This is a genomic window from Nocardia sp. XZ_19_385 (assembly GCF_015355755.1).
In the GTDB taxonomy this organism is placed as follows: domain Bacteria; phylum Actinomycetota; class Actinomycetes; order Mycobacteriales; family Mycobacteriaceae; genus Nocardia.
In genome coordinates, this window is sequence record NZ_JACVEE010000008.1 from 1 (window position 1) to 21,773 (window position 21,773).

Consider the following 21,773-nt stretch of genomic DNA (forward strand, 5'->3'; position numbering starts at 1 on the left):
GTGGGGAAACGCCCGGTCCCATTCCGAACCCGGAAGCTAAGGCCACCTGCGCCGATGGTACTGCACTCGACAGGGTGTGGGAGAGTAGGACACCGCCGGAACATCATTGCGAAAGGCCCCCAACCATCGGTTGGGGGCCTTTTTGCGTTTCGCTATACTTCGCTCGAAACACGCTGAGCAGTATGGGATTTGGGGGGCGCGAACGATGACTGATCCTTACGGCGGATACGGCTATCAGCAACCGCCACCGCAGGGATATCAGCAACCGCCAGGGTTCGGATACCCGCCCGGTGGTTATCAGCCGCCTCCCGGCGGCTACCCGGTTCCGCCGCCGCGGCGCTCGAATACCGGCCAGATCCTTCTCGCGGTTCTCGGGGTAGTCGTGCTCCTGGTAGGGGTCGGCGTCGTCTTGGCACTGAAGCTCGGAGGTAACTCGGCCGGCGGCGGCAGCAGTCTCGCGGAACTCCAAGTCCCGGTGGTGGGCACGTGCACCGACGGGACCGGCTCGCTCACCTATGAACTGATCATCACGCAGGGCAGCATCAATGGTAAGTACGCCGTGGCGCACTCTTGCGTCGAGCCCAACCTGATCATCGGCAACTGCTACAAAAGCCTGATCGGCTACGACTACGACCCGGGCTGTGAAACCGGCCGCCTCGACCACAAAGTCGACGGCGTGCTCGACACCAAGATATGCGAGCCGCCCGCGGCTGCGGACGTCGTCTTACGCATGAACTTCATCGCCGTATCGCACATGCATTTCGCCAACAAGAAGGAGCACGCCACCTACTGCTTCGTCCCCGTCCCGTGATGCCCGAGTGGGCCACCACTGGATAATTCGATGGACCGGTCTGGTCCTGGGTGCCAGGGTGGGTGGATGGGAGATCAGGGCTCCGAAGTGTTGCCGTTGCTCGGGCAGGTTGCCGCCGCCGTGTCGGAGGCGGTCGGGCGCGTGCGACCTGAGCTGGAGGGCGTGGACCCTGTGGTCCGGCGGTCCGATCGGGCGGATTTCCAATCGAATGTTGCGCTCCCGCTGGCGAAGCGGGTTCAGGGGAAGCCGGTGGAGCTGGCCGGTGAAATCGCTGCGGTGTTGAGCGCGACGGTGGCCTCGGTGGAGGTGTCCGGGCCTGGGTTTCTGAATATCGGTGTGGCCGATAGCGCTATTTGGGCGCAGGTCGCGGCTCGGCTGGGCCATCCTCGGCTGGGTGTCGCGGCGTCGGAGGCGGGGCGGCGCACGGTGATCGATTACTCGGCGCCGAACGTGGCCAAGGAAATGCATGTCGGGCATTTGCGGACGACGATCATCGGGGACAGCCTGGCTCGGGTGCTGGACTTCCTCGGTGCGGCGGTGATTCGCCAGAATCATTTGGGGGACTGGGGAACTCAGTTCGGGATGCTGATCCAATACCTCGACGAACACCCGGACACGCACTGGCATCAGGACGAGGTGGGGAGCGGATCCAGCGCTGTGTCGGCGCTCGACACTCTGTACAAGGCCGCCCGCAAGGAATTCGACGTCGATACCGAATTCGCCGACCGCGCCCGCGCGCGGGTAGTCGCCCTGCAATCGGGTGACCCGGCCACCCGCGCCGCGTGGACAACGATTGTCGCCGAATCCGAAAAGGCGTTCGACGCTGTCTACGCGCGGCTGGGAGTGTTGCTCACGGCGGACGACTACGTCGGTGAATCCTTTTACAATTCGATGCTCGCCGACACGATCGCCGAGCTCGTGGACAAAGGAATCGCCGTCGACAGCGACGGAGCTTTGGTCGTCTTCTCCGAGACGGTGACCGGCCCGGATGACAAGCCGGTCCCCCTGATGGTCCGCAAAGGCGACGGCGGCTACGGCTACGACACCACCGACCTCGCCACCATCCGGTACCGCCTCGCACACCTGCACGCCGAACGGCTGCTGTACATCACCGACTCCCGCCAAGCCCTGCACTTCCGGCTGATCTTCGAAACTGCCCGCCGCGCAGGCTGGCTCACTCCGTCAACCGAGGCCGAGCACATCGCCTTCGGCACGGTCTTGGGCCCGGACGGCCGGCCGTTCAAAACCCGCGCCGGCGGCACCGTCCGCCTCACGGACCTCCTCGATGACGCCGTCGCCCACGCCCGCGCCATCGTCGCGGAAAAGAATCCGCATCTCCCCGCCGCCGAACTCGACGAGATCGCCGAACAAGCCGGCATCGGGGCGGTGAAATACGCCGACCTGTCCACTTCCCGCCTCAAGGACTACACCTTCGACCTCGACCGTATGGTCGCCCTCACTGGAAACACCGGCGTCTACCTGCAATACGCGCACGCCCGCATCCATTCGATCCTGCGCAAGTCCGACGCCGGTGCCTCGGCCATAGACCCCACCGTCGCCCTCCAGCCCGCGGAACGCGCTCTCGCCCTAGGCCTCGACGCCTACAACGACGCCATCACCCAGGTAGCCAAAACCCTGGAGCCGCACCACCTCTGCGTCTACCTCTACAACTTGGCCCGCACCTTCACCACCTTCTACGAAACCTGTCCGGTCCGCACCGCCCCCGACCCGATCCGCGCCAACCGCCTGGCCCTCTGCCACCTCACCGCCCGCACCCTCGCCCACGGCCTATCCCTCCTCGGCATCCCCGCCCCACACCGCATGTGACGGATGTGCGGGCCCATGCCACACCCGCACACCCTGTGCGTAATTGCTCGAGTGGGACACCACAGAGGGCGTACTCGGTGTTCAGCTCAGCCATGTCCCGCTTTGACGTGCAGATACCTGGGGTGCTCGAGTAGTCGTACGGTGTTGGTGGACAGGCCTTTCCGGGAACGTGATGCTATGAGTAAGTTCTGGGGGTTGTTCTGGGCGTCGACGGCTTTGGCGATGGTCGTTGCCGCGCTGCTTATTTGGGGGGACGTGGACGCGGCGACGGTGATCGGGGCGGCGCTGGGGTTTGTGGCGTTCTTCTGGATCGTGGTTGTGGTTACGGTGCCGTGGAATCTCTATTTTTCGGCGCGGCAGGCGCAGCATCGGATCGTTGCGGTGCGGGGGCGCGATATCGCGGTCACGGCGGAGCGTGAGGAGGAGGTGCGGGCGCTCGCCAAGCGGCTGCTGTTCGTTGCCGTTGGCGCACATGTTGTTTCGGCGGTTGTGGCGGCGGCGGTCGCGCTGGTGTCGGGGTACTCGATCGCCTATCTGGTGGCGGGGTTCTTTCTCGTCAGCATCGTGTTGCGGCCTGCCGGAGCGTATTTCGGGTATCTGCGGTATCGCATCGCCGCGATGTCGCGCGATATCTCCTATCCGCCCGATGATGTGCTGGAACTCCGGACGCAGATCACGGCAATGTCGGAGAAGCTCGACGCGCTGGAGACCAGCACAGCGGCGTGGCAGGCATCGGATGCGCGCCAGATCGATGACCTGCGTGGCGATGTGCGGCGGCAGGACGAGCGGGCGCGGGCGGAGCAGCGCACGGTGCGGGAGACTGTCGCCCACGATCATGCTGATCTGCTGGCTCGCGCCGACGCCGTCGACCAGCGGATGACGAAGATGACGGTACGGTTCGACGCGGCGCTGGACGGGGTCACCGATCAGCAGGAGATCCTGGCCGGCCTAAGGGCTTTCGCGCGGTTGATGCGGGAAGCGCCGCAGGCCGGCTGAGACTTATCGCCGGCGGAGGCAGACGGTCATGCCGTTGGTGATTTCGGCGTCCCAGGTGATCTTCGACGTCCAGCCGCCCGGGCAGGCGCCGTCCGGCTCGACCATGCGAGCGATGACCTCACTGTCTGCCGTGGGGTCCGCGCAATCCACCCGCCGGGCGCCGGCGCCGCTGCCCGCACTCGCGGACTGGGTGAGGCACTCGCCCACGTTGGAGTACAGGGCGTGGTCGTTCTCGACGGGACCCATGCACAGCGCCAACACGAAATCGACCTTCTCGCTGCTGTTCATGGAGAAGCCGATGGAGCTCGGAGCGTCCAGGCACTGCGGGCGCTCGGGGCGATGAAAGAGGGTGCGAACGGTCAGGACTCGGTATTTCGCGTCCGGGCCGGCGCAGTCCGTCAACCCGCGAGTGTGCCCGTTTACGCAGCTGCCCACCTGGGCGTTCGCGAAATCCGAGGGGTTGACGGGAACGGTGCAGAGCACGATGGCGCGCCCGCCGAGCGAGGCTTGTGCGAAGGCTTGCCGGGCTGTCGGGTGGGCGCGGCAGGCCTGGTCGACGACCGGAACCTTGTTGTGCAGCTCGGTGGCGATGACCCGGGTGGCACTGCCGTTGACGTCGCAGGTCCCTCGAGTGATCGAGTCACCCGCGCCCTTGACGTCGACGCAGTCGCCGACGGCGACCGCTCCCGGATCGGACTTGTTGTTCCGCGTGGGCGTCAGGCACAGCACCGTCGTGGGTTCCGCCCCGGTCCCGACCGGTTCGGCGACAGCTTTCGTCACGTCGGGGTACTTCGTGCACGCCATATCCAGCGGCCACACCACGTCTTCCCGGGAAGCGATGCGGTACGTCGCGCCCGTGGGGTCCGCGCAGCCGTATTCCGTCGGCACGGTGGGTGTGGTCAGCGAAACACAATCTCCCACAGCCCATTTCAACGGCTCGGGGCGCGTCAGGAAGTATCCGGTGACGGTGCCCGCCGCGGCCAGCACGGTCACCACGAACACTACGAGCGGCACCAGCCACCGCCGCCGGGATTTGGCCGGAACCGGAGGTGCCTGGAAAGGCACCATCGGTGCGGGCGGCAGTGGGTAGGTGGTCACCGGGTCGCCGGGTTCGGCCGGCGCCGTGGGCAGGTCGGATTGGTCGTGCACGGTCGAACTTTCCCCCGGGCTGCCACGAGCAGCGATCGCTTCCTCCGCGACCGCGGAGAAGTTGATCTTAGTGTTGTCCCAATCACCCGTCTACGCAGTTGTTTTCGACATGTTCGGCCGCTGTCTCGGGGTAGACCCCGAGCCGGAATGGGGGCTGATGCCGGATCCGCCCGAGCGCCGGAGAATCTAGCGTCGGTGCCAGGAGGTCGCTATGAAGTCGATCACTATCCCGCTGGCCGTACTGAGCGTGTACTCGGTGGTTGCCGCGTTCGCTTTCGCCACCACCGCCGCCGAGACGCTGCTGCTGTATCCGAATATTTTCCGGGACATCCCGGAGTCGCTGGCAATGACCGAGGACTTCATGAGCGTGGTCGCCGTCGGCGACGTGATGCGCCCGATGGGGATGATGCTGACCCTGTGCGCCTTGGCCGCGCTGGCCACGGCGCTGTGGTTCCGCCGCGCCCGAGGATGGATTGCCGCGTCGCTGGTTTCACTGATCAGCGGGCAGTTCCTGCTCTCGATCCTGTACCAGTGGCCGCGCGCGAGCATCCTGTTCGACGACCGCGATCAGCACACCCTGGACGAAATCGAGCGCGCGGCGACGGAATTCCTGATCGGCCAGGGTTTCCGGATCGCGGCGGCGCTGGCGACGGCGGTATTCGCCGTGGCCGCCGCCCTCGCCTGTTATCGCGCCAGGGTGCTCGCCACCGCGTCCTGAGTCATGGCCGGGTATGCCGGTGGTAATCGGAGACACGTTTGCGCAGGCCCGCCCGGGGACGGCGGAACGCGACGGAGCAACTAAACTGCGACGAGTGAGTCTTGTGCTGCTACCTGCTGTCGATGTCGCCAATGGTGAGGCCGTGCGCCTCGTGCAGGGGGAGGCCGGTAGCGAAACCAACTACGGTTCGCCGCTGGAGGCGGCCCTGGAGTGGCAGCGGGGCGGCGCGGAATGGGTGCATCTGGTCGACCTGGACGCGGCCTTCGGCCGTGGCTCCAACCGTGAACTGCTGGCCGGAGTGATCGGTCAGCTCGACGTTAAGGTCGAACTGTCCGGCGGCATCCGCGACGACGAATCCCTGAAGGCCGCGCTGGCCACCGGCTGCGCGCGCGTCAACCTGGGCACCGCCGCGCTGGAGGACCCGGTCTGGTGCGCCCGCGCGATCAGCGAATACGGCGACCAGATCGCCGTCGGCCTGGACGTCCGCATCATCGACGGCGAGTACCGGCTGCGCGGCCGCGGCTGGGTCAGCGACGGCGGCGACCTGTGGGAGGTGCTCGAGCGCCTGGAGCGTGACGGCTGCACCCGCTACGTGGTCACCGACGTCACCAAGGACGGCACCCTGACCGGCCCCAACCTGGACCTGCTGCGCGAGGTCTGCGCGGCCACGGACGCGCCGGTCATCGCCTCCGGCGGCGTCTCCACGGTCGAGGACCTGATCGCCATCGCCGGGCTCGTCCCGGACGGCGTGGAGGGCTCCATCGTCGGCAAGGCGCTGTACGCAGGACGGTTCACGCTGCCCGAGGCCCTCGCCGCGGTGCGCTGACCGGATGGCCGCCGACCAGATCGCAGACCTGCCCGCACTGCTCGCCACCGCGAGCGAAATCCTCGACGCCGCCATCCCGCGGTACATCGAGGGTATCGGCGCGCCGAGCGCGGTCATGAAGGGCCGCAACGACTTCGCGACCGAACTGGACTTGGAGCTGGAACGCACCATCTCCGGTCAGCTGGAACATCGGACCGGGATCAAGGTGCACGGCGAGGAGTTCGGCGGCCCGCAGCTGACCTCCGGCACCGCCTGGGTGCTCGACCCGATCGATGGCACGTTCAACTACTCCCAGGGGCATCCGCTCGCGGGCATGCTGCTGGCCCTCGTCCACGACGGTGTCCCGCTGCTCGGCCTGACCTGGCTGCCGATCCTGGGCCAGCGCTACGCCGCCAGCACCGACGGGCCGGTACTGCTCAACGATGAACCGATGCCGCGGCTGCCGCAAAGCAAACTCGCCGAGGCGATGATCGGCTTCGGCGCGTTCAACGTCGATTCCGACGGCCGCATCCCGGGGCGTTTCCGCTTCGACCTGCTCGGCCCGCTGAGCAGCCTGTCCTCGCGGGTCCGCATGCACGGCTCGACCGGTATCGACCTGGCGTTCACCGCCGCCGGAATACTCGGCGGCGCGATCGTGTTCGGACATCACCCGTGGGACAACGCGGCCGGTGTCGCGCTCGTTCGCGCGGCCGGTGGCGTGGTGACCGACCTGGCCGGCGATCCGTGGACCATCACCTCCGGTTCGGTGCTGGCCGCCGCACCCGGGGTACACGAAGAACTGCTCGACATGATCAACGCGGTGAACGACACCGACAGTGAAGGATGAGGCAATGACGTTGGCGGTACGCGTGATTCCGTGCCTGGATGTGGACGCGGGCCGGGTCGTCAAGGGCGTCAACTTCGAGAACCTGCGCGACGCCGGCGACCCGGTCGAACTGGCCGCCACCTACGACGCGCAGGGCGCCGACGAGCTCACCTTCCTCGATGTCACCGCCTCCACCGGCGACCGCGGCACCATGATCGACGTGGTCACCCGCACCGCCGAGCAGATCTTCATCCCGCTGACCGTCGGCGGCGGCGTGCGCACGGTCGAGGACGTGGACCGGTTGCTGCGCGCGGGCGCGGACAAGGTGTCGGTGAACACCGCCGCCATCGCCCGTCCGGAGGTGCTGCGCGAGATGTCGGAGCGGTTCGGTTCGCAGTGCATCGTGCTCTCGGTCGACGCGCGCACCGTCCCGCAAGGCCAGCCCGCGACGCCCTCGGGCTGGGAAGTCACCACGCACGGCGGCAAGCGCGGTACCGGCATCGACGCGGTCGAATGGGCCGTGCGCGGCGCCGAACTCGGCGTCGGCGAGATCCTGCTGAACTCGATGGACGCCGACGGCACCAAAGCCGGCTTCGACCTGAAGATGATCGAATCCGTGCGCGCCGCGGTCACGGTCCCGGTGATCGCCAGCGGCGGCGCGGGCGCGCTCGAGCATTTCGCTCCGGCGGTGCACGCGGGCGCGGACGCGGTGCTGGCCGCGAGCGTCTTCCACTTCGGCGACCTCACCATCGGCCAGGTCAAGGACTCCATGCGTGCGGAAGGGATCGTGGTCCGATGAGTTTGGATCCCGCCATCGCGAGTCGCCTCAAGCGCAACGAGGCCGGACTGGTCGCGGCGGTCGCGCAGGAGAAGAGCACCGGGGACGTGCTGATGGTCGCCTGGATGGATGACGAGGCGCTGGCCCGCACGCTGGCGACCCGCAAGGCCACCTACTACTCGCGGTCGCGGCAGCAGTACTGGGTCAAGGGGGAGACCTCCGGGCATACGCAATACGTGCACGAGGTCCGGCTCGACTGCGACGGTGACACCGTGCTGCTGGTGGTCGATCAGGAGGGGGCGGCCTGCCACACGGGCACGCACACCTGCTTCGACAGCGATGTGCTGCTCGGGGAACCGAACTAGTCGTCGGGGTTGGTCAGTGCTTCGGTGAGGCGTTTGGACAGGATCTCGCTGAGTTCGGCCAGCTGCGCGCTCTCTTCGGGGCTGAGCCCATCGAAGACGAGGTGCCGGACCGCGTCCAGATACCCGGGCGCCGCGGCGACGACCTTTTGATATCCGGCGTCGGTGAGCACCGCTTGCACCCCGCGTTTGCCCGCCTGGGTGGAGCGCTCGGCCCACCCCATCCGCTCCAGCTTCGACACCACATGCGACAAGCGCGATAGCGATGAATTAGCTTTGCTGGCCAGGTCGCTCATCTGCAGGCGATGACCTGGTTCTTCGGATAGCAGAGTCAGGACCCAATACTCAAAATGGGTAACCCCGGACTCGCGCTGCAATTGGGTATCCAAGGCGCTCGGCAGCCGGGTCATCAGCGCTACGATCGCGCGCCAAGCTCGCTGTTCAACGGGGTTGAGCCACTTCGTCACTGTGCGCCTTCTCTCGAGCGAAGTGACGTGGGTCCGTCAGATGTTCACAGTCACCCGCGCCATCGAGTTTGCCACGATTTCGCTCGATGGGCACAGAGTTGAGTGGGACGGTGAGACCTTTCACAGTCCGTCATGGCGTGTCGCCTTCGTGTCCGGGTCCACGTAGGTGGTATCCGGCTCGGCGTAGACCGTCTCGGTGCGGGCCGCGGACTTGGCTGCCTGCCGACGCCGCCAGCCGCGGCGTACGTCGAGGAACGCGATGAACAAGAAGAGCGCGATGGCAAGGAGGAAGCCGACGAGGGTGGCCCCGCGGAAGGCGGGGGCGTCGACATCGAGAATCCGCTCGCCGGCATGCGCGGCGTTGTTCCCGCCCCACACGATGGTCAGTGTCATGAGGTTGGGCAGCGCCACGATGACGCCGAGCACTGCAGCGGCCCCGGCGATGAACTTTCCGCCGCGGCGGCGCCACATCGACCCGGCGAACAGCAGCAAGAGCAAGGGGATCAGCGTGCACAGGCCGCCGAGCAGCAGACCCCACCAGATGCCCTTGGAGAAACTGCCGTGGATCGACTCGGCCAGGCGCTGGGCCCACCAGCGCGGGATGAACGCGCTGAGGATGAAGTACGCGACGACCAAGACCCCGACCACGGCGAGTGAGCCGATAAGTCGCCCACGCCAGGTGGAGGTGCTGGAATTCGCGTCGACCGGTTGCCCTTCGCGCATCGTCATACCTGCAGAGTAAGCCGCTGACCAGCTCAAACGGAGGCAGCGCGCCCGGCGTTTCGTACAAATCCGACAGGATTACCCGGCGTTCGCTCGCAGATACTGCAGGGCCTCGTCCGCGTGCACGTCGGCGCGCAGCTCACCGGTGATCACCTTGCCGACGGTGCGGTCGGTCCCGATGACGAAGGTCTGCCGCTTCACCGGCGCGAGCTTGCCGAGCAGGCCACGCTTGACGCCGAACTGCTCGGCCACCGTGCCGTCGACATCCGACAGCAGCGGATAACCCAGCCCCTGCCGTTCGGCGAACCCGGCCTGCACGTCCACCCGATCCGCGCTGATGCCGACGCAGGTGGCGCCGAGCGCCTTGAACTCGGTGGCGAGATCCCGGAAGTGGCACGCCTCCTTGGTGCACACCGGGGTGTTCGCGCCGGGATAGAAGAACAGCACCACGGGTCCGCCGGCGAGCAACTCGTCGAGGGAACGGGTGGTGCCGGTCTGGTCGGGGAGCTCGAACTGGGGAGCGAGCTGGCCTGGCTTCATGAAAACGGACAGTACCGAAAACCACGCATCCCCGGCGGCCACGGCCGTGACGAGGGGAGGAGCGGCCGGGATGCCGGGGATGCGGGACGGGTGACTTCAGACGCCGATGAGGGCGGCGACCTCGGGGTTCTTGATATCCATGACATCGAGGATGCCGTGGGCGCGCAGGAACGGCTTGAGCTCCCGGATGCGGTCGCTGTGGTCGGCGTACTCGTCCGGGAAGTGGTTGCGGTCCAGCGACTCGAGGGCCTTCACATAGGTGACGAAGGAAGCGAGCGCGTTGTAGGTACTGGCGACCTGGGGGCCACCCATGCCGTTCAGTCCGACCATCCGCGGAGGTTGGCCGGGCATCGAGCCCGGCGCGGCGTGCCGGCCCTCCGGCCCCGCCTGTTGCGAGGGGTACATCAATTGTCTCCTCTCGATCTTCGGTACCGCGTGACTGGGATCCAGCTGGTTGAAGGTGGAACGCAGCGAGTGTAGTGACGCCTGCCACATGCCATTTCAGGGCATGAGAACCGGTCGGTTGGACTTGACCGGCTCGTGCGGTTTGCCGGGAACGTCGGCGGGGCGGGTAAGGACAGCGCAGCCGGACTTGGGATGATGGTGCAATGCCTGCCGCGTCCGCTCCCACCACCACGACCCGCGCACAGTTCCATCTCCTGGCCGCGGAGCATCGGGTGGTCCCGGTGATCCGAAAGGTGCTGGCCGACTCCGAAACCCCACTGTCTGCCTACCGCAAGCTGGCCGGGGACCGGGCGGGAACCTTCCTGTTCGAGTCCGCGGAGAACGGTCGCTCCTGGTCGCGCTGGTCGTTCATCGGCGCCGGCAGCCCCTCCGCCTTGACCGTGGTCGACGGCGAAGCCACCTGGCTCGGCAACATCCCTGCGGACGCGCCGTCGGGCGGTGACCCGCTGGAGGCGCTGCGGGAGACCCTGCAGCTGCTACAGACCGAACGCCTACCCGGCCTGCCCCCGCTGACCGGCGGCATGGTCGGCTACCTCGGCTACGACGCCGTGCGCCGCATGGAACGCCTGCCGAACGTGGCCCTCGACGATCTGCAGCTGCCCGAGATGGTCCTGATGCTGGCCACCGACCTCGCCGCGTTCGACCACCACGAGGGCGCGATCACGCTGATCGCCAACGCCGTCAACTGGAACGGCACCACCGAGGGCGTCGACGAGGCCTACGACGACGCGGTGGCCCGGCTGGACCGGATGACCGAAGCGCTCGCCGCGCCCGCGGCGTCCACGGTCTCGGTCTTCGATCAGCCCGAACCGGAGTACATCCGCCGCCGCACCCCCGACGAGTTCGGTGCGGGCGTGCGCCGCCTGGTCAAGGAGATCGAGGCGGGCGAGGCGTTCCAGGTGGTGCTCTCGCAGCGCTTCGAAATGGACTACGACGGTTCCCCGCTGGATCTGTACCGGATGCTGCGGGCCTCGAATCCGAGCCCGTACATGTACCTGATCCACGTCCCGGACGGTGACGGCGGCACGGCTTTCTCGATCGTCGGATCCAGCCCGGAAGCGCTGGTCACCGTGAAAGAGGGGGTGGCGACGACACATCCGATCGCGGGCACCCGCTGGCGCGGCGTCACCGAAGAGGACGACCTGCTGCTGGAGAAGGGCCTGCTCGCGGACGAGAAGGAGAACGCCGAGCATCTGATGCTCGTCGACCTGGGCCGCAATGATCTGGGCCGGGTCTGCCAGCCGGGCACGGTGCGCGTCACCGAGTACCGGCACATCGAGCGCTACAGCCACGTCATGCACCTGGTTTCCACGGTCTCCGGGCGTCTGGCGGCCGGCAAGATCGCGCTGGACGCGGTGCGCGCCTGTTTCCCGGCGGGCACGCTCTCGGGTGCGCCGAAGGTCCGGGCGATGGAACTCATCGAGGAGCTCGAACCGACCCGGCGCGGCATCTATGGCGGCGTGGTCGGCTATCTCGACTTCGCCGGGGACGCCGACACCGCGATCGCGATTCGCACCGCGCTGATCAAGGACGGCACCGCCTACGTGCAGGCCGGCGCGGGTGTCGTCGCGGACTCGGACCCGGATTACGAAGACGTGGAGTCCCGCAACAAGGCGATGGCGGTCCTCAAGGCCATCGCCGCGGCCAAGACGGTGCGGGCCTACGGGGCCGAAATCCGAAGCGAGAACGGCTGATCCGCATGACTGCTGAACCCGATCAACCCCGATCCACCCCGGGCGCGACCCCGCCCGATGCCGGGGCCCGGACTGCGCCCCGCAAGAACGGCGTCCGTGGCGCGATCGCCCTGATGGCGCTGGCCGCCGCTCTCATGTGGGCGTCCTCCCGTTTGACCTGGTACACGGTCTCGTCCTCCGACGGCCTCACCGAGCCCCGCACGGACCACCTGAACGGCAGTGTCTGGTTCGGCGCGCTCACTCCGTTGGCGCTGGTGCTGTTGGCCGCGATCGCCGCTGTGCTGGCCACCCGTGGCTGGCTGCGCCGCCTGATCGGTGTGCTCGTCGCACTGATCGCCGCGGTGACCGCGGTGCCCGCGTTCGCGTTGTTCACCGGTTCCGGGGATCTTCCGGGACGTGCCATGGCGCTGGCGGAATTGCCCGGGCGCGCCGGTTTTACCTCCGGCTACTCCTCGGCGCTGGGCCCCGCCCTGTCCTTCGTCGCGGCGCTGGCGGCGTTCGCGGCGGGTGTCCTGCTCGCCCGCATGCCCCGCGAGGGCACTCAGCTGTCGGGCAAATACGACAATCCGTCCGCGCGCCGCGAGGCGGCCACCGAACAGGTCGAAAACCAGCGCACCGCGGACAAACCGGACGGGCAGCTCTCCGAGCGGGTGCTCTGGGACGCCCTCGACGCGGGCACCGACCCCACCGACGACGGGCCGAAACCCGGTGCGCGGGCCACTGATTCGCGCGGCGGCAAGGCCGACTGACGTGACCGAGACCACTTTCGGCATCCGATTGCCTCGAATTCGCGAGCGGCCCGCGCGCCGCCAGCCCAACCCCGGCGCGACCGGGAATCTGCCCGCCATTTATTCTTTGTCAGCATCGGTGAGACAGCGCCTGGGGGGATTCTCAGGCAGCAAGTCCGTCTCCCCAGAAAGGATTCGAGCCAGATGACGGTACTCGACTCGATTCTCGACGGGGTCCGCGCGGATGTGGCCGCTCGGGAAGCCCTCCTGGATTTCCAGGGCATCAAAGCCGCCGCGACCAAGGCCCCTTCCCCGCTCGACGCGCGCGCCGCGCTCCTCGAAGACGGCATCGGCGTGATCGCGGAGGTCAAGCGGGCCTCGCCCTCCAAGGGCGCGCTCGCCGACATCCCGGACCCGGCCAACCTGGCCAAGGCCTACGAGGACGGCGGCGCCCGGATCATCTCCGTGCTCACCGAGGGCCGCCGCTTCGGCGGTTCGCTCGACGATCTGGACGCGGTCCGCGCCTCGGTGTCGATCCCGATCCTGCGCAAGGATTTCGTGGTCGGCCCGTACCAGATCCACGAGGCGCGCGCCCACGGCGCCGACGTCATCCTGCTGATCGTGGCGGCGCTGGAGCAGGACACCCTCTCCGCGCTGATCGATCGCACCGAATCGCTGGGCATGACCGCCCTGGTCGAGGTGCACACCGAGGAAGAGGCCGACCGCGCGCTGGAAGCCGGCGCCTCGGTGATCGGCGTGAACGCCCGCAACCTGAAGACTCTCGAGGTGGACCGCGACGTGTTCGCGCGGATCGCACCGGGCCTACCCTCCGAGGTCATCCGCATCGCCGAATCCGGGATTCGCGGCACCGCCGATCTGCTCGCCTACGCGGGCGCGGGCGCGGACGCTGTCCTGGTCGGTGAAGGCCTGGTGACCAGTGGTGATCCGCGGGCCGCTGTGCTGCAGCTGGTGACAGCCGGTACGCACCCCTCCTGCCCGAAGCCCGTCCGGCGGGGCCGCTGACGATGAGCGTGCTTCCCAAGGCGAGCGACGGCGTCCACGACAAGAGCAGCCACGAACCCGATCAGGGCGGCCACTGGGGCGCCTACGGCGGACGGCATGTGCCCGAGGCGCTGATGGCCGTGATCGAAGAGGTCACCGCCGAATACGAGAAGTGCCGGACCGACCCCAACTTCCTCGATGAGCTGGATCGGTTGCAGCGCGACTACACCGGGCGGCCGTCGCCGGTGTTCGAATGCACCAGGCTGGCCGAGCACGCCGGTGGTGCGCGCATCCTGCTCAAGCGGGAAGACCTGAACCACACCGGTTCGCACAAGATCAACAATGTGCTGGGTCAGGCGCTGCTGGCCAAGCGGATGGGCAAGACCCGGGTCATCGCCGAAACCGGCGCGGGCCAGCACGGCGTCGCCACCGCCACGGCGTGCGCGCTGCTCGGCCTCGAGTGCATCATCTACATGGGCGCCGTCGACACCGCCCGCCAGGCGCTGAACGTGGCCCGCATGCGGCTGCTCGGCTCCGAGGTGATCTCGGTGGAGACCGGATCGCAGACCCTCAAGGACGCGATCAACGAGGCGCTGCGCGACTGGGTCTCGCACGCCGACGACACCTACTACTGCTTCGGCACCGCCGCGGGCCCGCACCCGTTCCCGATGATGGTGCGCGATTTCCAGCGCATCGTCGGCATGGAGGCGCGCGCCCAGGTACAGACCCAGACCGGGCGCCTGCCCGACGCGGTCGTGGCCTGTGTCGGCGGCGGTTCCAACGCGATCGGCATCTTCCATCCGTTCCTGGACGATAAGGACGTTCGCCTGATCGGTTTCGAGGCGGCCGGTGACGGCGTCGAAACCGGAAGGCACGCGGCCACTTTCACCGGCGGCACCCCCGGTGCGTTCCAGGGCGCTTACTCGTACCTGTTGCAGGACGAGGACGGCCAGACCATCGAATCGCATTCGATCTCGGCCGGTCTGGACTATCCGGGCGTCGGCCCGGAGCACGCGTTCCTCAAGGATGTCGGCCGCGCCGAATACCGGCCGATCACCGACACCGAGGCGATGGACGCGCTGCTGCTGCTGTCCCGTGCCGAGGGCATCATCCCGGCGATCGAATCCGCGCACGCCGTGGCGGGCGCGCTGCAGCTGGGCAAGGAACTCGGCGAGGGCGCGATCATCCTGGTGAACCTGTCCGGTCGCGGCGATAAGGATATGGACACCGCGGCCAAGTGGTTCGGGCTGATCGACGAGGAGCAGAAGTGAGTCAGCAGTCCCGCCTCGCGGAGACTTTCGCCGCGGCGCGCTCGGAGAACCGCGCCGCGCTCATCGGCTACCTGCCCGCGGGCTACCCGGATCTCGACGGGTCCATCGAGGTCTGCAAGGCGATGGTCGAATCCGGTTGCGACATCATCGAAGTGGGCGTCGCGTACTCCGATCCGGTGATGGACGGCCCCACCATCCAGCAGGCCGCCGAGCAGGCGCTGCGCGGGGGCGTGCGGGTCAAGGATGTCTTCACCGTCGTCGAGGCGATCACTCAGGCCGGTGGCCAGGCGGTCGTCATGACCTACTGGAACCCGGTGCTCCGCTACGGCGTGGACCGCTTCGCGCGCGACCTCGCCGGCGCCGGCGGCGCGGGCCTGATCACCCCGAACCTCATCCCCGAGGAAGCCGACGACTGGTTCGTCGCCTCGGCGGCGCACGATCTGGATCGCATCTTCCTGGTCGCGCCCTCCTCCACCGAGGAGCGGTTGGTCAAGACGCTGGAAGCCTCGAGCGGCTTCATCTACGCGGCGTCCACCATGGGCGTCACCGGCGCCCGGGACGCGGTGTCGTCGATGGCGCCCGCGCTGTGCGCCCGCGTGCGCACCCACTCCGACATCCCGATCGGTGTCGGCCTCGGTGTGCGCTCCGGTGCGCAGGCGGCGGAGATCGCTGCCTACGCGGACGGCGTCATCGTCGGTTCGGCCCTCGTCAGCGCCGCGGGCGAAAGCCTGGCCGCGGTGCGCGCGTTGACCGCCGAACTCGCCGAGGGCGTGCGCTCGGCCACCGTTTCGTCCTAGCGGCGACCGGCCCGGCCTCCCCGTCATCCCGGCGAAAGCCGGGACCCAGTACGGTTGCCAGCGTGACCGTACAAGTCTTGGCAGACACCGCGGCGGCCGGAACCAGCGTGCTGGCCTACATCCCCAGCCCGCCGCAGGGGGTGTGGCACCTCGGGCCGCTCCCGCTGCGGGCCTACGCCCTGTGCATCATCATCGGCATCGTCGTCGCCATCTGGTGGGGCGACAAGCGGTGGCAGGCGCGCGGCGGGCAACCGGGGACCGTTCTCGACGTCGCGATGTTCGCGGTGCCCTTCGGCTTGATCGGCGGTCGCCTCTATCACGTGGCCACCGACTGGCAGAAGTACTTCGGCGCCGGCAAGAACCCGATCGAGGCGCTCTACATCTGGCAGGGCGGCCTGGGCATCTGGGGTGCGGTGTTCCTCGGTGGCGTCGGCGCCTGGATCGGCTGCCGGATGTATCGAATCCCGTTGCCCGCCTTCGGTGATGCCATCGCGCCGCCGATCCTGCTGGCCCAGGCCATCGGCCGGCTCGGCAACTACTTCAATCAGGAGCTGTACGGTCGCGAGACCGATCTGCCGTGGGGCCTCGAGATCTACCCGCGCTTCGACGCGAACGGCAAGCTGGACATGATGAACGGCGTCTCCAACGGGATTGCCGAGAAGGTCGTGCAGCCGACGTTCCTCTATGAGCTGCTGTGGAACGTGCTGGTGGTTTACCTGCTGGTGCAGATCGATAAGCGCTACCGGATCGGGCACGGCCGGTTGTTCGCCCTCTACGTGGCGGGTTACTGCGTGGGCCGGTTCGTGGTGGAGCTGCTGCGCGACGACGAGGCCACCCACATCGCGGGTATCCGGATCAACAACTTCACCGCGGCGCTCGTATTCCTCGCTGCCATCGCCTATTTCGTGTTCGCCACCCGCGGCCGGGAAACCCCGGCGCAGCTGCAGCCCGGCGGGATGGAACGGCCCTGGCCGTGGCAGGTCGGTGCATTGCGCAGGGGCGGCGCGGAATCCGAAGCCGCGGACCGCGAGCCTGTCGTCACGCTCGAGAAGACCGAAACCACGGAATCCGCTGCGCCGGACAAAGAATCCGAGCCGGACGTAAACGAAACCGCGACCCCTGGCGATAAGGATCCGGAGACCGGCGACACCGAGCCGGAGGCCGAGCCGTCGGGGATCGATGCGACAAAATCGGGTGATTCGGGCAAGAATGTCACCTGATCGTCGCGGGTAACTTGTTCGCCCCGTTCGGCAGATCGACGAATGCCGGGGGCCGGCAAGGGGTACCCGCGCACGAATGAGGAGGACATCAGTGACCGACCCTTACCAGAACAATCCTGGATACGGCGGCCAGCCACAGTACGGCCCGCCCGGTACGGGTCCTGATCTGAGCAAGCAGCCTTCGGATCCCTATGCGCAGCAGCCCCAGTACGGTCAGCCGTCGGATCCCTACGCCCAGCAGCCGCAGTACGGTCAGCCGCAGTACGGCCAGCCGGGTGGCTACCCGCCGGCCGCCCCGTACGGTGGCATGCCGGGTATGGATCCGGAAGCGCCGTACGGCCGTGACATGTACGGAGTTCCGTTCTCCGACAAGCAGAAGCTGGTTGCGGGTTTGCTGCAGATCTTCCTCGGCGCGTTCGGCGCGGGCCGTTTCTACACCGGCCACACCAATCTCGCGATCGCCCAGATCGCGGTCGTCTGGCTGACCTGTGGTCTCGGTGGCATCTGGCCGCTGATCGACGGCATCCAGATGCTCATGGGCAGCGTGCCCGACGCACACGGACGCCCGCTGCGCGAGGGCTAGACTTAGGCAGGACAACACCCCACTTCGTCCGAAGTGGGGTGTTTTCGTGTGTCAAGTGTTTCGCGCGGCAAGATCGCGATACTGTGCAACGCAGCAGACCCGGAGTAGGTTGGGTCGGATTTTGGGTTGAAGAGACGAGGGATTCCGATGCGCCGCAAGCTATTCGCCGCCGCCATGCTCGCTATCGTCGCCGCCACCGGGCTGTCCGCCTGCGGTAGCGACGATTCGACTGTGCTGAAGGTCGGCACCGAGGGCACCTATGCCCCGTTCAGCTTCCAGGGGCCGGGTCTCAAGCTCACCGGCTACGACGTCGAGATCATCGAGGCGGTCGGTCAGAAGCTGGGCCGCAAGGTGGAATTCGTGCAGACCCCGTGGGACGCGATCTTCGCCGGCCTGGAGTCCAAGCGTTTCGACCTGGTCGCCAACCAGGTGACCGTCAACGACGAGCGCAAGAACAAGTACTCCTTGTCCCAGCCTTACACCACCTCCGAGGGCGTGATCGTCACCAAGGCCGACAACAACGCCATCACCACCCTGGCCGACCTGAACGGCAAGACCTGCGCGCAGTCCGCGACCTCCAACTGGAGCAAGGTCGCCACCAAGGCGGGCGCGAAGGTCGAAGCGGTGGAAGGTTTCGTGCAGGCCATCCAGTTGCTGAAGAACGATCGCGTGGACGCCACCGTCAACGACAACCTCGCCGTCGCCGAGTACAGCACCAAAACCGGCGACACCTCGGTGAAGATCGCGGGCAAGACCGGGGAGACCAGCCAGCAGGCCTTCGCCGCCCGCAAGGACGACAGCAAGCTGGTCGCCGATATCGACAAGGCACTCGGCGACCTGCGCGCCGACGGCACGCTGGCGAAGATCTCCGAGAAGTACTTCGGCACCGACGTCAGCAAGTAACCGCTGGTGGATGCGAATACGAAGGAGCTGATCTGGCAGAACCTGTGGCCGATGCTGAAGGCCACAGTGCAGATGACGTTGCCGCTCACCGCGGTCAGCTTCCTCATCGGCCTGGCGATCGCGCTGTTCGTGGCGCTGGCCCGGATGTCGCCGGTGTGGCCGCTCTCGGCGGCCGCCCGGTTCTACATCTCGATCATCCGGGGCACGCCGCTGCTGGTGCAGCTGTTCATCATCTTCTATGGCCTGCCGCAGTTCGGGATCACCTTCGACCCGATCCCGGCCGCGATCGTGGCGTTCAGCCTCAATGTCGGCGGTTACGCCGCCGAGGTGGTGCGCGCCGCGATCCTGTCGGTGGCGCACGGCCAGTGGGAGGCCGCCGAGGCGCTGGGCATGTCCTATGCGCAGGAGATGCGGCTGATCATCCTGCCGCAGGCGTCGCGGATCGCGGTGCCGCCGCTGTCGAACACCTTGATCTCGTTGGTCAAGGACACCTCGCTCGCGTCCACCATTCTGGTCACCGAGCTGCTGCGGACCGCGCAGGTCGCGGCGGCGCCCACGTTCGACTTCTTCGCCCTCTACGGTGTCGCCGCCGTCTACTACTGGGCGATCTGCCTGGTCCTGGGCTTCGGGCAGACCCGTTTGGAGACGCGACTGTCCCGCCATGTTGCCCGCTCGTAGCTTCACCCAACTGCGGTTCATTATTTTCACCCACTTTTCACCGAGGGCACGGCGTCACCTGGTACCCCTACGGGATTAGGCTCTAACCGTGATGCGACGGACGAAGATTGTGTGCACGCTCGGCCCGGCCACTGCCACCGAGGAACGGATCCGCGAACTCGTCGAGAGCGGGATGGACGTAGCGCGGCTGAACTTCAGCCATGGTGAGCACGCCGACCACGCCGAGAACTACAAGAAGGTGCGGGCGGCCTCCGACGATCTCGGCCGTGCGGTCGGCATTCTCGCCGACCTGCAGGGGCCGAAGATCCGGCTGGGCCGGTTCAAAGAGGGCAAGACGATGTGGGCGACCGGTGAAGAGGTGCGCATCACCGTCGACGAAGTCGAGGGCACCCATGATCGTGTCTCCACCACCTACAAGGAGCTGGCGCAGGACGCCAGAGCCGGCGACCGCCTGCTCGTCGACGACGGCAAGGTCGGCCTGACCGTCACGGCGGTCGACGGCAACGACGTGGTCTGCCGGGTCACCGAGGGCGGCCCGGTCTCCAACAACAAGGGCGTCTCGCTGCCCGGCATGGACGTGTCCGTGCCCGCGCTGTCCGAGAAGGACATCGAGGACCTGGAATTCGCGCTCGAGCTGGGCGTCGACTTCATCGCGCTGTCGTTCGTGCGGTCCCCGTCCGATATCGAGCTGGTGCACGACATCATGGACCGGGTCGGCCGCCGAGTTCCGGTGATCGGCAAGCTGGAGAAGCCGGAAGCCATCGACAACCTCGAGGCCATCGTGCTGGCGTTCGACGCCGTCATGGTCGCCCGCGGTGACCTCGGTGTGGAGCTGCCGCTGGAGCAGGTGCCGCTCGTGCAGAAGCGCGCCGTGCAGATGGCCCGCGAGAACGCCAAGCCGGTCATCGTCGCGACCCAGATGCTGGAGTCGATGATCGAGAACTCGCGCCCCACCCGGGCCGAGGCCTCCGACGTGGCGAACGCGGTGCTCGACGGCGCGGACGCGGTGATGCTCTCCGGCGAGACCTCGGTCGGCGCGTACCCGATCGAAACGGTGCGCACCATGGCGCGGATCGTGAGCGCGGTCGAGGCCGAGTCCACTCAGGTGCCCCCGCTGACCCACGTGCCGCGCACCAAGCGTGGCGTGATCTCCTACGCGGCCCGCGATATCGGCGAGCGGCTCAACGCCAAGGCGCTGGTGGCGTTCACCCAGTCCGGTGACACGGTGCGCCGCCTGGCTCGCCTGCACACCCCGCTGCCGCTGCTCGCGTTCACCCCGCTGCCGGAGGTGCGCAGCCAGCTGTCGCTGACCTGGGGCACCGAAACCTTCATCGTGCCGACCGTGGACAGCACCGACGCCATGATCCATCAGGTCGATGTCGCACTGCTTTCGCTGGGTCGTTATCAGAAAGGTGACCTCGTGGTCATCGTGGCCGGGTCGCCGCCGGGTACTGTCGGGTCCACCAACCTGATTCATGTGCACCGCATCGGCGAGGAGGACCACTGATTTGTCTACATCCCTAGGCGGTTCTGTCGGGCTCGGGGCGGCTTCTGGCTCGTCCGATCTCGACGTGCTGCTGGGCTTGCTCGATCTCGAGCAGGTCGACGAGGACGTCTTCGTCGGCCAGCATCCGGCGAAGGTGTGGAGCCGCACCTTCGGCGGGCAGCTGGTGTCACAGGCCATCATGGCGGCCGGGCGCACCTGCGGTGACCGTCCCGTGCACGCCGTGAACGCGCATTTCGTGCGCGGCGGCGACACCAAGCAGCCCATCGAATACCGCGTCGACCGGCATCGCGACGGCCGCGCTTTCGCCAACCGCACCGTCACCGCCACCCAGGACGGGCAGGAACTGTTCGTCATGCTGGCCGCGTTCCAGGATTGGGGCAAGGGGCTGGAGCATTCGCATGCCCAGCCGCAGGTGCCGGATCCGGAGACGCTGCCGCGGGTGGAGGAGAGCTTCGAAGGCTTGGAAGACAAGCTGGAGATGTTCGTCAAGGCGCCGCATCCGATCGACATGCGCTACACCAACGATCCGGCCTGGATTCTGAAGGGCACGGGGGAGCGGCTGAACCACAACCGCGTCTGGATGAAGGCGGACGGGAAGCTGCCCGACGATCCGCTGATCCACGTTGCGACGCTGGGCTATTCGTCGGACACCACGGTGCTGGATTCGATCATCACCACGCACGGCCTGTCCTGGGGCCTGGATCGGATCGTGGCGGCCACGGTGAACCACTCCATCTGGTTCCATCGGCCGTTCCGGTTCGACGACTGGGCGCTGTACTGCACCGAGTCGCCGGTGGCGGCGGGCTCGCGCGGGCTGGCCACCGGCCGGTTCTACTCGCGCTCGGGTGAACTGCTCGCGACGACCGTGCAGGAAGGCCTGATTCGGCACTTTCCGGCGCGCTCGCGCTAGATCGATCGCTGGG

The 21,773-nt window shown here is 67.4% G+C and carries 24 protein-coding genes and 1 rRNA gene; 20 read left to right on the forward strand and 5 right to left on the reverse strand.

The window, feature by feature from the left end:
* From rrf to IBX22_RS35720, 4 genes are all read left to right on the forward strand, one after another.
* A 5S ribosomal RNA gene (rrf, locus tag IBX22_RS35705) occupies window positions 1-101 on the forward strand; the annotation flags it as partial.
* Window positions 102-205: 104 nt separating this feature from the next.
* Window positions 206-811, forward strand: coding sequence for a hypothetical protein (locus IBX22_RS35710; RefSeq protein ID WP_194820259.1), 606 nt, complete (start codon window positions 206-208; stop codon window positions 809-811).
* Between the two features lie 66 nt (window positions 812-877).
* Window positions 878-2,638, forward strand: a complete 1,761-nt coding sequence (argS, locus tag IBX22_RS35715; RefSeq protein WP_194820260.1) for an arginine--tRNA ligase — start codon at window positions 878-880, stop codon at window positions 2,636-2,638.
* A gap of 177 nt (window positions 2,639-2,815) precedes the next feature.
* A complete protein-coding gene (locus tag IBX22_RS35720) occupies window positions 2,816-3,634 on the forward strand; it encodes a hypothetical protein (protein ID WP_194820261.1) in 819 nt (272 codons plus the stop codon).
* A gap of 3 nt (window positions 3,635-3,637) precedes the next feature.
* Here the strand turns inward: IBX22_RS35720 and IBX22_RS35725 are convergent, their stop codons facing one another.
* Complete coding sequence (locus IBX22_RS35725; protein WP_194820262.1) at window positions 3,638-4,783, reverse strand: hypothetical protein; 1,146 nt, start codon at window positions 4,781-4,783, stop codon at window positions 3,638-3,640.
* Window positions 4,784-4,994: 211 nt separating this feature from the next.
* Between IBX22_RS35725 and IBX22_RS35730 the strand changes: the two genes are divergently transcribed.
* The 5 genes from IBX22_RS35730 (at window position 4,995) to hisI (ending at window position 8,275) form a co-directional block, all read left to right on the forward strand.
* Window positions 4,995-5,501 carry a hypothetical protein gene (locus tag IBX22_RS35730; RefSeq protein WP_194820263.1) on the forward strand — a complete coding sequence of 169 codons (507 nt, stop codon included), beginning with the start codon at window positions 4,995-4,997 and terminating at the stop codon, window positions 5,499-5,501.
* Window positions 5,502-5,595: 94 nt separating this feature from the next.
* Window positions 5,596-6,327: a bifunctional 1-(5-phosphoribosyl)-5-((5-phosphoribosylamino)methylideneamino)imidazole-4-carboxamide isomerase/phosphoribosylanthranilate isomerase PriA gene (gene priA / locus IBX22_RS35735; protein WP_194820264.1), complete on the forward strand. Its 732-nt coding sequence runs from the start codon at window positions 5,596-5,598 to the stop codon at window positions 6,325-6,327.
* A gap of 4 nt (window positions 6,328-6,331) precedes the next feature.
* On the forward strand, window positions 6,332-7,153 hold the full coding sequence (locus IBX22_RS35740) for an inositol monophosphatase (RefSeq protein ID WP_194820265.1): 822 nt from the start codon (window positions 6,332-6,334) through the stop codon (window positions 7,151-7,153).
* Window positions 7,154-7,157: 4 nt separating this feature from the next.
* Complete coding sequence (gene hisF / locus IBX22_RS35745) at window positions 7,158-7,931, forward strand: imidazole glycerol phosphate synthase subunit HisF (protein ID WP_194820266.1); 774 nt, start codon at window positions 7,158-7,160, stop codon at window positions 7,929-7,931.
* Window positions 7,928-8,275 carry a phosphoribosyl-AMP cyclohydrolase gene (hisI, locus tag IBX22_RS35750; RefSeq protein ID WP_194820267.1) on the forward strand — a complete coding sequence of 116 codons (348 nt, stop codon included), beginning with the start codon at window positions 7,928-7,930 and terminating at the stop codon, window positions 8,273-8,275. Before hisF ends, hisI begins: the two co-directional genes overlap by 4 nt.
* On the opposite strand, the gene IBX22_RS35755 is transcribed toward hisI, so the two are convergent.
* The 4 genes from IBX22_RS35755 to IBX22_RS35770 form a co-directional block, all read right to left on the reverse strand.
* On the reverse strand, window positions 8,272-8,682 hold the full coding sequence (locus tag IBX22_RS35755; RefSeq protein WP_194820268.1) for a MarR family winged helix-turn-helix transcriptional regulator: 411 nt from the start codon (window positions 8,680-8,682) through the stop codon (window positions 8,272-8,274). The genes hisI and IBX22_RS35755 overlap by 4 nt on opposite strands.
* A 177-nt stretch (window positions 8,683-8,859) precedes the next feature.
* Window positions 8,860-9,468 carry a permease gene (locus tag IBX22_RS35760; protein ID WP_194820269.1) on the reverse strand — a complete coding sequence of 203 codons (609 nt, stop codon included), beginning with the start codon at window positions 9,466-9,468 and terminating at the stop codon, window positions 8,860-8,862.
* A gap of 72 nt (window positions 9,469-9,540) precedes the next feature.
* A complete protein-coding gene (locus IBX22_RS35765) occupies window positions 9,541-10,002 on the reverse strand; it encodes a peroxiredoxin (RefSeq protein WP_194820270.1) in 462 nt (153 codons plus the stop codon).
* Window positions 10,003-10,098: 96 nt separating this feature from the next.
* Window positions 10,099-10,407 carry a hypothetical protein gene (locus tag IBX22_RS35770; protein WP_194820271.1) on the reverse strand — a complete coding sequence of 103 codons (309 nt, stop codon included), beginning with the start codon at window positions 10,405-10,407 and terminating at the stop codon, window positions 10,099-10,101.
* Between the two features lie 203 nt (window positions 10,408-10,610).
* Here IBX22_RS35770 and IBX22_RS35775 point away from each other — a divergent pair, with 203 nt between their 5' ends.
* The 11 genes from IBX22_RS35775 (at window position 10,611) to IBX22_RS35825 (ending at window position 21,760) form a co-directional block, all read left to right on the forward strand.
* On the forward strand, window positions 10,611-12,161 hold the full coding sequence (locus IBX22_RS35775) for an anthranilate synthase component I (protein WP_194820272.1): 1,551 nt from the start codon (window positions 10,611-10,613) through the stop codon (window positions 12,159-12,161).
* Between the two features lie 5 nt (window positions 12,162-12,166).
* Complete coding sequence (locus IBX22_RS35780; RefSeq protein ID WP_194820273.1) at window positions 12,167-12,910, forward strand: TIGR02234 family membrane protein; 744 nt, start codon at window positions 12,167-12,169, stop codon at window positions 12,908-12,910.
* A gap of 183 nt (window positions 12,911-13,093) precedes the next feature.
* A complete protein-coding gene (trpC, locus tag IBX22_RS35785; RefSeq protein WP_194820274.1) occupies window positions 13,094-13,912 on the forward strand; it encodes an indole-3-glycerol phosphate synthase TrpC in 819 nt (272 codons plus the stop codon).
* A 2-nt stretch (window positions 13,913-13,914) separates the two neighbouring features.
* Window positions 13,915-15,162, forward strand: a complete 1,248-nt coding sequence (gene trpB, locus IBX22_RS35790; protein ID WP_194820275.1) for a tryptophan synthase subunit beta — start codon at window positions 13,915-13,917, stop codon at window positions 15,160-15,162.
* Complete coding sequence (gene trpA / locus IBX22_RS35795; protein ID WP_194820276.1) at window positions 15,159-15,959, forward strand: tryptophan synthase subunit alpha; 801 nt, start codon at window positions 15,159-15,161, stop codon at window positions 15,957-15,959. The genes trpB and trpA overlap by 4 nt, the downstream gene beginning before the upstream one ends.
* 62 nt (window positions 15,960-16,021) lie before the next feature.
* The gene (gene lgt, locus IBX22_RS35800; RefSeq protein ID WP_309234933.1) at window positions 16,022-17,179 is read left to right on the forward strand and encodes a prolipoprotein diacylglyceryl transferase; all 1,158 of its coding nucleotides are present in this window, start codon (window positions 16,022-16,024) and stop codon (window positions 17,177-17,179) included.
* A gap of 91 nt (window positions 17,180-17,270) precedes the next feature.
* Window positions 17,271-17,762 (forward strand): TM2 domain-containing protein, encoded by a 492-nt coding sequence (locus IBX22_RS38450; protein ID WP_194820277.1) that lies wholly within the window; start codon window positions 17,271-17,273, stop codon window positions 17,760-17,762.
* Between the two features lie 147 nt (window positions 17,763-17,909).
* Entirely contained in the window at window positions 17,910-18,665 is a 756-nt protein-coding gene (locus IBX22_RS35810; RefSeq protein WP_194820278.1) for an amino acid ABC transporter substrate-binding protein, read from the forward strand.
* Between the two features lie 51 nt (window positions 18,666-18,716).
* The gene (locus tag IBX22_RS35815) at window positions 18,717-19,343 is read left to right on the forward strand and encodes an amino acid ABC transporter permease (RefSeq protein ID WP_194820413.1); all 627 of its coding nucleotides are present in this window, start codon (window positions 18,717-18,719) and stop codon (window positions 19,341-19,343) included.
* Between the two features lie 88 nt (window positions 19,344-19,431).
* A complete protein-coding gene (gene pyk, locus IBX22_RS35820) occupies window positions 19,432-20,850 on the forward strand; it encodes a pyruvate kinase (protein WP_194820279.1) in 1,419 nt (472 codons plus the stop codon).
* Between the two features lies 1 nt (window position 20,851).
* A complete protein-coding gene (locus tag IBX22_RS35825; RefSeq protein WP_194820280.1) occupies window positions 20,852-21,760 on the forward strand; it encodes an acyl-CoA thioesterase II in 909 nt (302 codons plus the stop codon).
* Window positions 21,761-21,773: the final 13 nt, after the last annotated feature.